The following is a 16,673-nucleotide window of genomic DNA, read 5'->3' on the forward strand; positions in this document are numbered from 1 at the left end:
TCTTACAAAGACATCTTTCCTCTGGAACTCGGGGAAGGGTGTTTTTCGTTTATCCACTATTTTAAGGAAGATGAAGGTGATTAGTTTGTTCAGTTTGATGATGAAAAAAGGGATTTCTGCTCTTCTAAGTTTGGCACTAATAACTTTATTGCTCGTCCCACAAGTTGCGAGAGCAGTCGATGCAAATCCAAGTACGAAATTAAATACAATGATTGCGGATACGGTCTCATTTTATGAGCAAAATCGGTCTAATCTCAACTCATGGTGGCAAATGGTTGCGCTATGGGGAGCAGGGGAAGATTTGCATAATGGTAAGTGGACGCTGCCTTCTTGGGAACAAAGTGATCCTGGTGATTTATTAGCAACCGATCATAGTACTTACCACATCAATTTAATCTTCGGATTGTTGGCCATGAATCTTGATCCTTCCCATGCATGGGAAACGAATCGTAATTTGTACGCAGAGTTAGCAGCTCAGCAAAATCCATCAACAGGTTCCTTCGGAGAATCTAATCGACAGATATGGACGATGCTTGCTCTGGATACAGGTAAGAAAAGGGGATACAACGTCGGGAGCTGGAACGATGCAGCCAAGGAGAAAGCGTTAAGTTACTTACTTAGCTTACAATTGTCTGATGGCGGGTTTGCTTTCTTTGGAAGTGAATCAGATACAGATATTACAGGGATGGCACTGCTAGCTTTAGGGAATTATCAATCGAATAGTGCTGCAGTAACTGCGGCTAACCGTGCTAAGGCTTTATTGAAGCAAAGACAATTAACTAATGCTGGCTTTGATTCCCCAGGTCAATGGGGCAATGGGGACAACTCCAACAGCTGGGCAACGTCTGTATCAGGTCTGGTGGCTATTAGAGAAGATGTATTGTCCCCAAACTGGGTCGTCAACAATCAAACAGTTGTAGATGCCGTTTATAACTTCGTGCTTCCAGATGGCACTTTTTCCTGGCAAGTGACAGATCTAAAACAGAACTTAATGGCAACAGAACAAGTATTGATCGCACTAACAGATATTCAGCAGAGTAAATCAGTTTGGCAGCGTTTAGCAGATAAGCCAAATTTAACTACCGTACAAATAAATGTTAATGGCATTAATAGTCCGATACTGCCACAACAGTCGATAACTGCAGCAGTCTATGGCAGTCAGCCGACAGCCATGGATGCTTTGAAACAAGTGCTCGAGAAGTCTAACATCAACTTTGTCATTCAAAACAGTAGTTATGGTCCCTATCTCTCCTCAATTGCAGGTCAAACTGCAGGAACTCTTGGCGGATACGACGGTTGGATGTACAAAGTTAACGGGGTATCACCGCAAGTCGGTGCAGCAGATTATATTTTAAACGACGATGATATCGTTACGTTTTATTATGGCCGTTGGCCTTCCATTGCGATCGCTTCGAATACGAACATCGGAATACTCAACCCTAGTTTGCAGATTAAACTAGTCGGCGACACGTTCACTTCTGGTGCTAATACCGCAGCGAATTGGAGTTTCGATCCTGGCACTACAGGTTTGACGATTGATCATATTACGCAAGAAAGCAATCAACAAGATCTTGTTATAACTTTTGCAGGTCAAGGTCAAACAGGAGCTCTTAAGCTCCAAGCATTGCCAGCAGCCTTGGTTAGTAACTCGGCAAGTAATAAGTTGACCATTCATAATGTGAGCACGACGAGTGATCAGATCGTCAATGTTGGTGCGAATGAGTCCAATGTATCCTTCTCGACGGATGATAATGATCCAGCGACGAACAAGATTACTCTTTCATTCACGACACCATTTTTGCCAGAGGTTATTGCTAAACGAGGCAGTACGGAGTTGGATATACCGGCTTATACAGAAGTTACATCAGTTGCGTGGAATAATAAGATTCAATTGCCAAGCATTCTGAGTACAACCGATAACTCTGTGACGAATAAAGTAAGTGGAGTACTTACCGGCAGTGGTAGTAGACTAGACAGTATCGATTCACGCATTAAAGTGGGTGGTGATAGCCGCATCCAGTTTAATCAACACGTTACACTGAAATTGAAGGGGATGGGTGATCGTAACGCCGGTTTCATAGATGAAAACGGTAATTTCACTGCAATACATAAATATGACAACAGCAACTATCGAAACGATGATGTGTATGCTTACAGTGAGAATGGCGACTTAATTATTAAAACGAAGCATTTCACGGAGTTCTTAGCCTTTAAATCGACGTTAGTAACAGCGCCTGGTCCTGGTGGTGGATCTGGACCTAGTACTACACAAAAGGTTACACTTTCTGTTGAGAAACGCTCTCTGGGTGAAGGAGATATCATTGCTCCAATAACGGTTACCTTGCAATCTGGCGATACAGCGTTTACGTTGCTACAACGGGTACTTGGTACCCAAAGTACTGCTCTGTCTTATACAGGTTCAGGTGCAAGCATCTATGTACAATCGATTGATCACTTAGGGGAGTTTGATAAAGGACAGCTAAGTGGCTGGATGTACTCCGTGAACGGGGTCTTTCCAAAATACAGCGCGGGTATCTACACATTACAGAATAACGACGTTCTTCGTTGGCAGTACACGAAAGATCTTGGGAAAGACATTGGTGAGGCATATACCCCGCCAGTAGGAGGGGGTAGTGGTAACGTTGTTAACCCTAATAACCCTGGTAAGCCTGCGGAACCTACGGAACCAACCGAAGAAACCAAAAACACACTGGCTACAAAATATGAAGATGCTGTTGCTATTTCCAGTTGGGCACTGGAAGCAGTAGCTAAAGTCACTACGTTGGGATTTATGGAAGGTAACGGAACTAATTTTGAGCCGAAACGCGAATTAACAAGAGCAGAGTTTGCGGCACTCATCGTCCGTTATACAGGAAGTGAGTTAGTAACTGGTGAGTTAGATTTTGACGATGTTAGCACAGAAGATTGGTATTTCAAGTATATCGTAACCGCGAAATCGAAGGGATTGATCACAGGGATTTCAGATCATGCCTTTGCACCGAATCAAACGATTTCCAGACAGGAAATGGCTGTAATTCTGGGTCGTTTACAAGGTGTTGCGATGGAGGGACAGCTAGCGGTTGACCTTAAAGACCAATCATTTGTTGCTGACTGGGCATTACCTTACGTTAATCAAGCTATTAAATCCGGATTATTGACAGAGGATAACGGATATTTCAACCCGTTGCTTCCTGTAACCAGAGAGATGGTCGCAGTGGTTATTATGAGACTGCACCAGCAGAAAAAGTAGAACGAGCTTTAACGAAGAAGGGGAGAAATCCTCTTCTTTCCCGGTCGGATGCAATTGCGCATTTGGACATAACAAACAGCACCCCAAAGGTTAGATACTAACCAATGAGGTGCTGTTTTTCTTTCACGAAACCAACCCATACTTCTCTTTAACTCGATCTAATTTTTCAAGCATAGGCCTTGCTAGGAAATACAGGAATATGACAGTTGCTATGGCATGAATCAAATCGAAGGGAACTCCTCGGATACACGCAAGTATAACTGCGCCAATTGTGGGTTTGGATCCTGTCATCACGACGGATGAGAAATTCATGATGATTCCATATATGAGAAATGTCGCTGATCCTCCAAATAGACAAAGAGCAATTCTATTTCTGCGTAAAATGCCTTTTTTGAACAGTGCTCCAGCAAGAAATCCAATGATCCCGAAAGCGAACATCTGCCAGGGTGTCCAAGGCCCTTGACCAAAAAAGTAATTCGATACAAAACCTGTGACTGCACCGACTAGAAAGCCGGTTTCAGCCCCTAATGCGATGCCGGAAAGAATAACAATCGCAACAACGGGTTTAAATTGAGGCACCATGAAGAAAGCCATTCTGCCAGTTACGCCAATCGCACATAGCACGGATATGACCACAAGCTCTCTTGCCAGCGGCTTTCGTCCCTCGAAAATCATCATAAACGGCAGCAGGGTTTCCAAAATGATAAGCATGCTAATAAAGTAGTATTTTCGATCGTCGAGATAATAAATACCAAACCAAATGGTTAACGGAATTAATAAAAGAATCATGAGCACGGCAGTCAATGTGCGTTTGGAGAGACTTCTGAGTTCGACTGGTGTTTGCTCATTAGGGACGGATACGGTTGAACTATGGCTATGTTTACGAAACGATGGAGGTATGTTCACCTTTGGTTTCGTATCAACATTCTGCATTTCTTCATTGCCATTAAAGGCTTTAATGATGTCATTGGTCGTTGTGGCCTTTGGAATCAAATCCCTGGCCATTCGGCTTGCAGATGTCGTATAAAAGCTATTTCCAGCAAAGAATTCCTGGGGATTGCCCTCGGATACGATCGCCCCGTCAAAGAACATTGCACACCTGTCAGCAAAGCTAGCGCAAAACTCGATATCATGACTGACCATAACAATGGTCGTTCCTTGTTGTTTTAAATTGGTTAAAATTTCGGCAAATATCAATTTATAATGTGCGTCTAGACCTTTCGTCGGCTCGTCCAACAGAAGAATGGAAGGCTGAAGAAGTAAGATCTTAGCAAGAGCGGCACGTTGTTGCTCCCCTCCAGACAAATCATAAGGATGTCGGTCGAGAAGTTGTTGTAACATACATAACTCCGAAACTTCATCCACACATTGTTGCCTATACGCCATATCCAGCTTGCTGCCGGATAGCATCTCCAAAAGATCAGCTTTAACTGTTTTTTGTACAAAAAGCGCTTGTGGATTTTGAGGAAGAACGCCAAGGAGTCCATTGAATTTCTCACTGTCCGAATACTTGTCAATGGGTTTCCCATTCATCAGGACAGTTCCACGATAAGGTTTGCGAAGTCCAGATATGAGAGAAAGGGTGGTTGTTTTACCCGTACCATTTCCGCCTACAATCGCATAAATCTCACCTGAAAATGCACGTAAGCTCAGGCCTTTCACCACATCTGGTGAAATTTTTTCATATTTAAACCATACACCGTTTAGCTCAATCGCCGGTTCTGCCCTTCGCACTGGAATGTCAGCAGTTTGTATGTCTTTCGTGAATGGTTGATTCTGAGCAAGTACATGCAAGAATTCTCTTCCCTCACGGACTGTAATGGGGCAAGGGAGCTGGTTCTCAATTCTTGCATAGACACGCATGGGCGTTGGCATCGCATAAAACATGTCGTGCTGCATATCCCAAAGTTGTTCACCGACTTCCTTCGGTGTTCCAGAAACGAGGATTTCACCATTATCCATCACAATAGCGCGATCTGACAGCGGCAGGACTTCCTCAAGTCGATGCTCGGATATGAGAATTGTGACTCCAAGTTCGCGGTTGATTTTCCCAATGGCGGCTAGAAATTCCGCTGCAGCAATAGGATCAAGCTGGCTGGTAGGTTCATCCAATATCAATATTTTCGGCTGCATGGTCATAATGGAAGCAAGATTCAGAAGCTGTTTCTGACCGCCTGATAGTTCGGTAACCGATTTATGAAACCATTCCTGTATGCCGAAAAAGCTTGCCATTTCCGCAACTCGTCGACGAATTTCTAGTGTACTGTATCCAAGACTTTCAAGTCCAAAGGCAAGCTCATGCCAGACCTTGTCTGTCACAATTTGATTGTCTGGAGATTGCAGCACATAGCCGATTTGAGCGACTTGTATACGTCGATCTAGATGTTCAAGGGGCATCCCATCATATAAAATCTCGCCACTTCGTGCTCCGTGCGGTGTAAGATCTGTTTTCAAATGACGTAAGAGGGTTGATTTGCCGCAACCTGACTTACCACAGATGGTAATAAATTCGCCTTGTTTTATAGTCAAAGTGACGTCACGTAACGCATTCCCAGGGGATCCAGGATAGGAGAATGTTAGTTGTCGGATTGTAAAGACTTCCATTTGATATCCTCCGAAATATTAATAATAAGCGGTATTGCGCATAGGAATGCATAAGTCGTAAAGACACTGATACTGTAAATGGAAAGCCCTACACCTCGCATGGAAGGGAAGTATCGGAAATACATAGCCTTTGTAACAGCTCCTATCAGGAGATAACCTCCGCTTACAACTAGAGCGATTAGTGCAGTTTTGTCGCGGCTATCCCATGTAAATATTGAAAATGCGGTTCTTCCCTGTAATCCGTACCCTCGGCTTTTCATCGAATCAGCGGTTTCAATGGCATTCTCAAGCATCCAGGTCACCATGATAGATAGAATCCGAATACCATGCTTGATTCTACGAATGAGACTACCCGTGGATATATCCCGACCGATACATTTTTGTGCATTGGAAACGATGGTAATCTGAGCTTTAAAGCGGGGTACAAAACGCAGCACCATCGAAAAAATGAGCGACAATGCTGGAATTATTTTTCCAAACAAATAAATAAATTTATCCGATGTCATAACAGCGTTATAACAAGAAAACCAACAGATAACGGAAATGAACATAGTTGCTGCTGCAAGACCATAGGTAATAGATTCCAGGGTTAGCGGATTGCCGTTATGCAAGTACGTTAATATCGTAACCCCTTCGTGATTAAAGGCAGGATTAATAAGCGCAGTTAGGATAAGAAAAGGAAGCATATAGACGAAGTTGAACTTGATTGCTTTCTTTCCGTTCAGATAGATGGAATAGGCAAAGGCCAAGCTAAGGGAAATAACTAGGCTTACTGGATGCATGAAAATCATTGAGAACAAGATGACGAATGTAAAATACAAAAAGTTAATCAGGGGGTGGTAGCTTGAAAAGGAATCCCTCATTGCTTGCCACCGCCAGTTGAATTATACGTATCCCCAACGTCACGGCCTAAATCACACGTGTATACCCACTCAATGACATCGCCTTGTTTCAGTGGATACCGACTTGCTCCATAGTTAGGGAACCAACCGTTCACTTTATACATCCAACCGGATAGCTCCCCACAATCAAATTCATACAGATTATGGATACCTTCAATATAGGCTGAATTGTAAATAGGGGTATTCACAAATTCCATATGAATTTTATTCTTCTTCATCTCTCTTTGTAAGACATTAAATACGGATTCTCCCTCATAAAAAGTAACCTGTTGTGATTTGAAAATAATGCCATCTTTCGGCACAAGCTCAACCTTTTCAGGATCAAGCAATTTCATATTGCCCAGAATCGTTAGGCAGCTAACCGAAAGCGTCACTGTCATTTGCTTGTCAGAAATTTTGGTGTTCTGTGGTTCGATAGGGAGTGGTTTCCCCTCAGGAACAGGATCGGTAAGGTATTGGTCTTTACCTGTCTTGGGGTCAAGCTCCATCGCTTTGGTTGGCGTAGGTTTGGTTCCATCAGGTGTAGCTGGCTTGGGCGTTTCCTTGTTCAACGGTGTAGCATCTTGAGTCGCAATAGGCATGGGTTCTTCCGTAGGTTGAGCAGGTACAGGGGTGTTGCTTGGCGTCGTCACGGCGGGATCAGAAGACTTAGTATCTTTCAGTTCTTCAGGAGGTGTCGTTAGCTCCATAGGTTTGGATACTGAAGGTGAGGTCGTCGTTGTGGGACTACTCATTCTAAGTCCAGAAGTAGAAGTAGGATCTGCCTGCTGCCGCGGCATCCCGCTACTGAAGAAAGCTGCCACCAAGACGATCACTATGATCGTCGCAGCAATTATTTTATTTTTCGTTAATCGCATTAGTTCGCCTCTTTAATAAGTTTAGCAGCAGAGAGTAAGCGGTAGAGCATCTCGGCTATTTCAGCTCGAGTGACAGCTGTAGTGGGCTCAATATTCAGCATATCTTGCGATAGAATACCTTCTCGATAGCTAAAAGCTAGCGCATCCCTCGACCACTCAGCTGTTTGGATGTAATCTCCAAATTGAGCTAACATATCTCTCGTTTCAACTGTGTTCAAATTTGTATCCATGCCAGTGAGCTTAGCTGCATTGGCGATCATGACAGCAGCTTCCTGCCTTGTAATCGTATTGTTCGGTGTAAAAGTGGTCTCTGACGTTCCGCTTACGATGCCATAAGAATAAGCTGTGCCTACATAGTCCGCATACCAGGCTGTAGAAGCGACATCATGGAAGTTAGATTGCTTTTGCATAGGTAGACCTAGACTTTTGGTGACTATGGTCGCAAATTCGGCACGCGTCATTGTTTGATTTGGTGAGAATTCAGTGTCAGTCATACCGTTAATAATTCCTCTAGATGAAAGGAATTCAATGGCTGCTTTGTTGGTATGGTTAGCGATATCAGAGAAAGTCTTATTCGCATCGGTAACAGGCATAACTTGTATATCCTTGTGTTTGTTCATTAAGCCGTTAGTGTTGTCAGGCGTTGCTGAGGTAGCTTGTTTGACATCGTTCATTCGATATAAGCTGCTCTTGTTCGCGAGGATTCTTTGAACATTCACTAGCCCATAAAATGACTGCTCTGTCGACATCCCCGTTACACCGCTGCCATCAGAAGTGTGCTTAAATCCCTGTCCTTTTGAATAAAAGGATAGTAAATCATCAACAATGGTATGACCATTCTTAATAAAACGACTATCTTCAATAGTAATACCAAGCTCACATAGCGCCATCAGCACCTGCACGGTGCTCTCCGAAGTTTTTGCACCCCAACTTGCGTAGCCGCCATCGTTGTCCTGTATTTTGGAAAGACGGTTAATGGCCTTTTCCGTAGCTGTTTTTACTTTCGTGTAATTTTGATATTTGGCTAGAGCCTGTAAGGCCATACCCGTAATATCAGGATCTGCAGACACGCCTGAAAGTGCAAATCCGCCATCCGGAAGCTGATTCGATAAGATTTCATCAATATACATGTCTCGAGTAGCCTGCGTTTTGGCGGTTGGATTTATCGGGATATTGTAATTGYCACTGTCAAGGGAAATTAATGCAAATATAGGACCGTTGATACCTTGCCAGATGGTTTTATCGAAGTCCCCGAGCGGCGTAAGTAGATTATAGCCTGCAACATGAGTGGGATCTGCGCCAATTGCGGTTAAGGCTAAAATCAATCGCGAGTATTCGGTGTACTTTTTATCGTGAAGATTGCCTTTTAATTCTTTGACGTAGGTTTCAACGCCTTTGTAATAATTGTCGTAGTAGCTCTGAGGTACGTCATAGCTGGAACGGGCAAGTCCGATAACGGCCCATTCGCCGCCTATCGAACCGACTTCTGGTTCCTTTACAGTTTCAAGCAGATACTCAGCGGTATCCTTTATAGCAACGTCCACAGCCAGATTCGACATCGCAGATACGTGAACGATGCTTACGCTGCTTGCAAAAAGGAACAAAGCAATGAGTAAGGTGAAGATTCTACGATACAGTTTCATTTTGTCCTCCTAAGTTAATAAAATGATAGGGAGCAGTCCATTGGACTGCTCCTTGAAATGGTCTGATGAGCATTAGAAAAAGCCCTTGATTTGAAAGAATCAAGGGCTGTGATGTCAGTATTGGTAGTAGACAACAAGAAAAGCACCCCCTCCATCTTCCGTAGAGTTTGTGAATACACATTAAGGCTGGTCTCCTGACTCATGCGTCAACGCTTCTCTAACCTTCCCGGTATAGTCATACCAGTGGCAATTCATAGAGTCGCTCTTCATTTACAGTGGCGGGACCGTGCTGGATTTGCACCAGACTTCCCAATTAAGCATTACTTATTCCTAATAAGCATGCACCTTAACTATCAATTATTTAATTAGTCTAATCATATAGTCAGTTTAATTGTTTGTCTATGGAAGATTAGTTCTTATTTAGTGTGTTACAATATTCAAAATCAAGTAAGATGCTGGTTCGGATTATAGTCGGAGGAGGGATATCCATGACGTTACAACAATTAAAATACGTAATCGAGGTTGCAAATCGCGGATCTATTAATGAGGCTGCCAAAAGGCTGTTCATTTCTCAACCAAGCCTTTCAAATGCGATCCGGGAGTTGGAAGAAGAAATTCAAATCGCCATCTTTGAAAGATCCAATAAAGGGATATCACTTTCCAAGGAAGGTGTTGAATTTCTGAGTTATGCGCGGCAGGTCGTCGAGCAGGCAGAGTTATTGGAAAGTCGATACTTGAATGCGAAGCCTTCATCGCAGCATTTTTCTGTATCGACTCAGCATTATGCTTTTGCGGTAAATGCCTTCGTAAGTCTGGTTTCGGAATATGGTCAGGATGAATATGAGCTAGCACTGCGTGAAACCAAAACGTATGAAATTATTGAAGATGTAAAGAACTTGCGCAGTGAGATTGGCATCTTATACTTGAACGAATTTAATGGAAAGGTTATAAACAAGCTGCTTAAAAGCGGGAATCTGCAATTCAACAGTTTATTTATCGCCAAACCGCATATTTTTATCAGCATTAAAAATCCCCTCGCGAAGCAATCCATCGTGACCATTGACCAACTTCAAAACTATCCCTATTTGTCATTTGATCAAGGGGAGTACAATTCGTTTCATTTTGCCGAAGAAATTCTCAGTACGATGTCACATCAGAAAAGTATCCGTGTGAATGACCGGGCTACACTATTCAATTTATTAATCGGTTTGAATGGTTACACCATATCAACCGGGGTATTGAGCTCAGATTTGAATGGAAATGAGATAATTCCCGTACCTTTGGATTGTGACGAAATGATTAATGTCGGGTGGATTTCCCATAGCCATATTCCGCTATCTAAGCTTGGTGCAGCTTACGTAGCAGCACTCCACCAGGCAATTGTCCCCATGGCATTCTAACCACATAAGAATTTATAATTTTCCGGTACTCGGAAGAACAAATTATTATTGGCGATAAAAACTACCTTTAAAACGCGGTCGCTCATCCTCGAAGTACTTCGATAGAAGTGTTTCTCATATAGCTTTAAGCTATATCTAGATATAGATAATTCCAGTTACGTTATAACTAATCCTCTGTGATATCTTTGGTGTAACAAATGATTGCAGAGGAGTTTTGTTAAATGGTAAGAAGTAGTAGTTTGGGATATCCGCGTATTGGTGCTGACAGAGAATGGAAGAAAGCACTTGAAGCCTTCTGGGCCGGCAAGCTGGAAGAATCAGAGTTTGAGTTACAACTGCAGGAGATTCGTCTAAATCACTTGCGCAAGCAGAAGGAAAAAGGCATCGATCTTATTCCGGTCAACGATTTCAGCTATTATGATCATATTCTTGATACAGCTGCTATGTTTGGCATTATTCCAGAACGTTTTGCTTTCAAKGGTGGCGCAGTGCCCTTGTCAGTTTATTACGGAGTTGCACGGGGAACGAAAGATGCTACAGCAAGTGAAATGACGAAGTGGTTCAACACCAATTATCACTATATCGTGCCTGAACTGAACGGAGCTTCACCTGTCATTACGGAGAACAAGCCATTAACAGCTTACCGGGAAGCGAAGGCAAAGCTCGGAATCGAAGGAAAGCCAGTCATCGTTGGTCCTTTAACTTTCTTGAAGCTATCCAAAGGGTACAGTCAGTCAGAAACGGACGCTTGGTTGAGCCGATTGATCCCGCTTTATGTACAGATTCTTCAAGAGCTTGCAGCAGAAGGCGTTCAATGGGTACAAATCGATGAGCCGATTCTCGTAACGAAGTTAAGCGATGCAGACATTGAGAGACTTAAAAACATATATGAAACTTTCGCAGCAGCTGTACCAAACCTAAACATTATGCTTCAAACGTATTTTGAATCCGTAGATCGCTATGCTGATATCATCTCATTGCCGGTCAAGGGATTTGGTCTGGATTTCGTTCATGGTCTGGGCGCTAACGTACAGAACATTAAATCACTAGGATTCCCAGCAGATAAAGTGTTKGGTGCGGGCGTAATTGATGGCCGCGGTATCTGGAAAGCATCGATTCGGGAGAAGCTCGAACTGGTGGAAGAGCTCACTAAGCACGTTGCAACGGAGAATCTTGTTATTCAATCGTCAAGCAGCTTACTCCATGTTCCAGTAACGACTGAAAGAGAGACGAAACTTTCTTCTGAACTGAAGAATGCACTAGCCTATGCAGATGAAAAGCTGGATGAACTTGTTCTTATCACGAAAGCAATCGCTTCGGGCAAAGCTGGAGTACTTGAAGAAATCGAACAAAGTGATCGCGCCATCCAAGCACTTCAACAATCGGATGAGCGTAAACGCAGCGATATTCAGCAGTCCGTAGCTGCACTAAGTGTTCAGCAGCCTGAACGTTCCCGTCCTTTTGCCCAGCGTCATGTTGCACAACAAGCGAAATGGCAATTGCCTCTTTTCCCTACAACGACTATCGGTAGCTTCCCACAGTCTGCAGAAGTTCGTAAAGCGCGTCAATTATGGCGTAAAGGCGAGTGGAATAATGAGCAATATGCTGCATTTATCCGCGAGCAAATTGATATCTGGATCAAGCTTCAAGAGGAAATCGAATTGGACGTTCTGGTGCATGGTGAATTTGAGCGTACCGATATGGTCGAGTTCTTCGGTGAAAAACTTGCAGGCTTTGCATTTACGCAAAACGGGTGGGTGCAATCGTACGGTTCCCGTTGTGTGAAACCGCCGGTTATTTTCGGAGATGTAGCGTTCACTGGGGAAATGACTGTTGAAGAAACCAAGTATGCACAGTCACGCACAAGCCGTCCTGTTAAAGGCATGCTGACGGGTCCGATCACGATTATGAACTGGTCGTTTGTCCGTGATGATATTCCTCGTGAACATATTGCCTACCAACTGGCGTATGCGCTTAGACAAGAAGTAGAGGCACTTGAGAGTGCTGGTATTGGCATGATTCAAGTTGACGAGCCTGCCGTTCGTGAAGGTTTGCCGCTGAAGGAAGAGGAACAAGCCGGTTACCTGGCATGGGCAGTGAAAGCGTTCCGCATCGCGACATGCACCGTGCAAGACACAACACAAATTCATACGCATATGTGCTATTGCGAATTTCATGACATGATTGATTCGATTGAGGCGATGGATGCCGATGTCATTTCAATCGAAACATCACGTAGCCATGGTGAATTAATTCATAGCTTCGAATTGAATACCTACAAGCTGGGTATTGGATTAGGCGTATACGATATTCACAGTCCACGTGTGCCAAGTGTAGAGGAAATGACGGCCATGATCGAACGCGCCCTGCGTGTATTGGATCCTAAGCTATTCTGGATTAATCCGGATTGCGGTTTGAAAACGCGTGGACTTGAAGAGACGGTTGCTTCCTTGCGCAACATGGTAGATGCGACGAAAATTGCTCGTGACAAGCATGCTGCTCTCATCTAAATCGTTTGAAACGTTTTGGAACGAAAGACCAACAAATCGATTCTAAGGAGTTAGCTAAAGTGGAGCAATTACGTAAACAAGACCCTAAAATTGTTGAAGCGATGAATCTGGAGCTTGGCCGTCAACGCGACAAAATCGAGCTGATCGCTTCTGAGAATTTCGTAAGTGAAGCTGTGTTGCAAGCGATGGGGACGGTTTTGACGAATAAATATGCGGAAGGCTACCCAGGTAAACGTTACTACGGTGGTTGTGAGCATGTCGATATCGTTGAGGACATTGCGCGTGATCGTGCCAAAGAATTATTTGGCGCTGAGCACGTTAACGTACAGCCGCATTCCGGCGCACAAGCGAATATGGCAGTTTACTTGGCTGCGCTTCAGCCTGGGGACACAGTTCTTGGTATGAACCTTGCGCATGGCGGTCACTTGACGCATGGCAGCCCTGTTAATGCATCCGGTATCTTATATAACTTTATTCCTTATGGCGTTAGCGAAAGCGATTCGCATATTGATTACAACGAGGTTCGTAAACTGGCATTCAAGCATAAGCCTCGCATGCTCGTGGCTGGTGCCAGCGCATATCCGCGCACGATCGATTTTGAAGCTTTGGCATCTATCGCGAATGATGTGGGCGCATTGTTCTTCGTGGACATGGCGCATATCGCCGGACTTGTTGCGGCAGGCTTACATCCGAGCCCAGTTCCACATGCACATTTTGTTACGACTACTACGCACAAAACACTTCGCGGTCCCCGCGGCGGCATGATCCTGTGCCGCAAGCCTTGGGCGGCAGCTATTGATAAAGCGGTATTCCCTGGTACGCAAGGCGGACCATTGATGCATATTATTGCTGCGAAAGCCGTTGCATTCGGCGAAGCACTCGAGCCAGCTTTTAAAACGTATGCTCAAAATGTGGTTACAAATGCCAAAACGTTGTCCGAAGAGCTTCTGGCAGAAGGTGTTGATCTTGTTTCCGGAGGTACGGATAACCATCTGATGCTTATCGACCTTCGCAGCCTGAATATCAGCGGTAAGGAAGGCGAACACTTGTTGGATGAAGTAGGTGTAACGGTTAACAAAAACGCGATTCCTTTTGATCCTGCTAAACCGATGATTACAAGTGGTGTTCGTATTGGTACACCTTCTGTTACTGCCCGTGGCATGGATCAAGCAGCGATGAAAACTATTGCTAAAATCGTTGCTTTGACTTTGAAAAATCCAACGGATGCAGCTGTGCATGAACAAGTACGTGGTATGGTAAAGGATTTAACTGCGCAATTCCCGCTTTATCCGGGCTTGGGCTACTAAATTCAATGACTTTCGTTGGGAAAAGTATTTGATCTTTGGATCAAATACTTTTTTTATATATAGATAAACGCATATTTAATAAAACAAGAAAGCAGAGTGTAACATGACCTTGCCCAAGTCAGAGAAGAAACGAGTTGGTGATTATTGTGAATCATGAGTTTCCGGGTGCTTTGCCAAATCAAAAAATAATATTATCAAAGGACTGCTTAATTGAAGAAGCTAACTGTGTCCTGATTTTCGCCTTCTATCAAGGTAAGTTAGTTCTTGTTAGACATCACTCTCGCGGCTGGGAATTACCTGGAGGAACTAGGGAGAATGGCGAGTCTATTATACAAACTGCGTTAAGGGAGATGTATGAAGAAACAGGAGGAGAAATCGCTTCAATTGAACCGATTGGTCAATATTTGATTTTTGAAAAGGACCATCTCGTATATGTAAAAAATATATATATTTCAAAAGCAAGTATTCTGAGGGAGTTGCCGGTTGGATTTGAAACGAATGGTGTCATGCTGTTAGATACAATTCCGGAGCAGTTTGAGATCATGAATGACCCCACATTCAGTTCTTTGATGAAAGACAATGTGTATTTAATTGTTTCCGAATGGATAAAGGATCATCGCTTATATAAAACACGGATTGACACAAAATATTGATAATCTTTATCAATAAATGTTGAATAGATGGATTTTCTGTTGTTAAATCTTTGAATTTTCCGATCAAATGCAGAATAGATGGAGAACCTGTAGTTAATTTTGACCATTTTACCCACTCTCAACAAAAAAGGCAGTTTTAACTACATGTTTTCCAGTTAAATTGAGTTATCGAGGAAATTCCCCGGAAATAGCTGTACATTTTCCAGTTAATCAAATTTGTGGTGTACGAACCCCTCCAACCTCCCAAACTACTCGAAACTAGGGCTTTAGATCACATGATCCAGCACCACCAACCGCAAAGTAACGGTATTTTTGCACAAGATAGCGTCACAATTGTAACCGCATTCTTGATATGCTAGGAGCAACAAATGTCAGGGAGATGATATAGATGCTGAAGGTAGCAATTATCGGTGCTGGCGCGATCTCGAAGGCGCATATTGAAGCGTATTTGCAATTTCCGGAGCGGTGTACAATTGTCGCGATTAGCGATATTTATGAGGATAAAGCGCAGGAGCGCATTGATCAATTTGGGCTGAATGAAGCGAAAGCGGTAAAAGACTACAAAGAGCTGCTGCAAGAGGACATTGATCTCGTCTCCATCTGTACACCGCCGTACACGCATGCGTCCTTGACGGTTGAGTTTCTAGAAGCAGGCTCACATGTGATGGTGGAAAAGCCAATGGCATCCTCGCTCGAGGAATGCGACTTGATGAATGCGGCTGCCAAGCGCACGGGTAAGCTTCTATCCGTTGTGGCACAGAACCGCTTCAAGACGCCAATGATGAAAATGAAATCCGTCCTGGAAAGCGGCCTTATGGGCAAAGTCGTCCACGTCCAAGTGGATTCCTTCTGGTGGCGCGGTCATTGCTATTATGATCTCTGGTGGCGTGGCACGTGGGAGAAAGAAGGCGGCGGCCCGACGCTGAACCACGCGGTGCATCATATCGATGCCCTGCTTTGGATGATGGGTAGTCCGACGGAAGTACAAGCATTCATGAGCAACGTATCGCATGATAACGCCGAGGTTGAGGATCTCTCGATCGGCATGCTTCGCTTCGCGAACGGATCTTTAGGGCAAATCACGAGCTCAGTCGTTCATCATGGCGAGGAGCAGCAGTTGATTTTCCAAGGTGCGAAAGCACGTGTATCTGCGCCATGGAAAGTGAAGGCGTCGAACTCGACGTCGAATGGCTTCCCAGAGCCGAACACGGAGCTGGAGGAGGAGCTGCAAGCTTTATACGATGCGCTGCCAGAAGTGGTCTATGAAGGACATGTCGGCCAAATCGACAATGTATTAACTTCGATTGAAACGGGTGCCCCTGTGCTGATTGATGGGATTAGCGGTCGTCAAACGTTGGAGCTTATTACGGGGATTTACAAATCAGCGAGCACAGGCGAGCTAGTGAAATTCCCGCTTGATGCGCAAGACGCGTTCTATACGAGAAGCGGTGTAATGGCGAAGGCGACTCATTTTTACGAGAAGAACACGTCGATCGAAAATTTCGCGCCACAGACGATTACAACGGGAAGTACGTTTAAATAACCTT

The 16,673-nt window shown here is 44.0% G+C and carries 10 protein-coding genes and 1 riboswitch; of the genes, 6 read left to right on the top strand and 4 right to left on the bottom strand.

Annotated elements, in window-relative coordinates:
* Window positions 1-76 precede the first annotated feature (76 nt).
* Complete coding sequence (locus AC1DLM_RS00245) at window positions 77-3,250, top strand: DUF4430 domain-containing protein (RefSeq protein ID WP_477568706.1); 3,174 nt, start codon at window positions 77-79, stop codon at window positions 3,248-3,250.
* Between the two features lie 123 nt (window positions 3,251-3,373).
* On the opposite strand, the gene AC1DLM_RS00250 is transcribed toward AC1DLM_RS00245, so the two are convergent.
* From AC1DLM_RS00250 to AC1DLM_RS00265, 4 genes are read right to left on the bottom strand one after another with little or no spacing between them, the layout of a single operon-like run.
* Window positions 3,374-5,854 (bottom strand): ATP-binding cassette domain-containing protein, encoded by a 2,481-nt coding sequence (locus tag AC1DLM_RS00250; protein ID WP_441987513.1) that lies wholly within the window; start codon window positions 5,852-5,854, stop codon window positions 3,374-3,376.
* Entirely contained in the window at window positions 5,827-6,717 is an 891-nt protein-coding gene (locus AC1DLM_RS00255; RefSeq protein WP_441987514.1) for an energy-coupling factor transporter transmembrane component T, read from the bottom strand. The genes AC1DLM_RS00250 and AC1DLM_RS00255 overlap by 28 nt, the downstream gene beginning before the upstream one ends.
* Window positions 6,714-7,613: a DUF4430 domain-containing protein gene (locus tag AC1DLM_RS00260; protein WP_441987515.1), complete on the bottom strand. Its 900-nt coding sequence runs from the start codon at window positions 7,611-7,613 to the stop codon at window positions 6,714-6,716. Before AC1DLM_RS00260 ends, AC1DLM_RS00255 begins: the two co-directional genes overlap by 4 nt.
* Window positions 7,613-9,256: an S-layer homology domain-containing protein gene (locus AC1DLM_RS00265; protein ID WP_477568707.1), complete on the bottom strand. Its 1,644-nt coding sequence runs from the start codon at window positions 9,254-9,256 to the stop codon at window positions 7,613-7,615. The genes AC1DLM_RS00260 and AC1DLM_RS00265 overlap by 1 nt, the downstream gene beginning before the upstream one ends.
* Before the next feature lie 167 nt (window positions 9,257-9,423).
* Window positions 9,424-9,620: riboswitch (cobalamin riboswitch) on the bottom strand.
* Window positions 9,621-9,744: 124 nt separating this feature from the next.
* Between AC1DLM_RS00265 and AC1DLM_RS00270 the strand changes: the two genes are divergently transcribed.
* The 5 genes from AC1DLM_RS00270 to AC1DLM_RS00290 all read left to right on the top strand — a co-directional run bounded on the left by AC1DLM_RS00270 (window position 9,745) and on the right by AC1DLM_RS00290 (window position 16,669).
* The gene (locus AC1DLM_RS00270) at window positions 9,745-10,656 is read left to right on the top strand and encodes a LysR family transcriptional regulator (RefSeq protein ID WP_441987517.1); all 912 of its coding nucleotides are present in this window, start codon (window positions 9,745-9,747) and stop codon (window positions 10,654-10,656) included.
* Between the two features lie 221 nt (window positions 10,657-10,877).
* Window positions 10,878-13,166 carry a 5-methyltetrahydropteroyltriglutamate--homocysteine S-methyltransferase gene (metE, locus tag AC1DLM_RS00275; protein WP_477568708.1) on the top strand — a complete coding sequence of 763 codons (2,289 nt, stop codon included), beginning with the start codon at window positions 10,878-10,880 and terminating at the stop codon, window positions 13,164-13,166.
* Between the two features lie 59 nt (window positions 13,167-13,225).
* On the top strand, window positions 13,226-14,473 hold the full coding sequence (gene glyA, locus AC1DLM_RS00280) for a serine hydroxymethyltransferase (RefSeq protein WP_477568709.1): 1,248 nt from the start codon (window positions 13,226-13,228) through the stop codon (window positions 14,471-14,473).
* A gap of 137 nt (window positions 14,474-14,610) precedes the next feature.
* Window positions 14,611-15,126, top strand: a complete 516-nt coding sequence (locus tag AC1DLM_RS00285; RefSeq protein ID WP_477568710.1) for an NUDIX domain-containing protein — start codon at window positions 14,611-14,613, stop codon at window positions 15,124-15,126.
* Between the two features lie 388 nt (window positions 15,127-15,514).
* The gene (locus tag AC1DLM_RS00290; RefSeq protein ID WP_477568711.1) at window positions 15,515-16,669 is read left to right on the top strand and encodes a Gfo/Idh/MocA family protein; all 1,155 of its coding nucleotides are present in this window, start codon (window positions 15,515-15,517) and stop codon (window positions 16,667-16,669) included.
* Window positions 16,670-16,673: the final 4 nt, after the last annotated feature.

The organism is Paenibacillus sp. 01T442, assembly GCF_056398345.1.

What these genes read in the sequence shown, in the direction of transcription:
- AC1DLM_RS00270 (WP_441987517.1), top strand. Translation starts at nt 9,745, where the DNA reads ATGACGTTACAACAATTAAAATACGTAATCGAGGTTGCAAATCGCGGA.
- AC1DLM_RS00290 (WP_477568711.1), top strand. Translation starts at nt 15,515, where the DNA reads ATGCTGAAGGTAGCAATTATCGGTGCTGGCGCGATCTCGAAGGCGCAT.
- AC1DLM_RS00255 (WP_441987514.1), bottom strand. Translation starts at nt 6,717, where the DNA reads ATGAGGGATTCCTTTTCAAGCTACCACCCCCTGATTAACTTTTTGTAT.
- AC1DLM_RS00250 (WP_441987513.1), bottom strand. Translation starts at nt 5,854, where the DNA reads ATGGAAGTCTTTACAATCCGACAACTAACATTCTCCTATCCTGGATCC.
- AC1DLM_RS00260 (WP_441987515.1), bottom strand. Translation starts at nt 7,613, where the DNA reads ATGCGATTAACGAAAAATAAAATAATTGCTGCGACGATCATAGTGATC.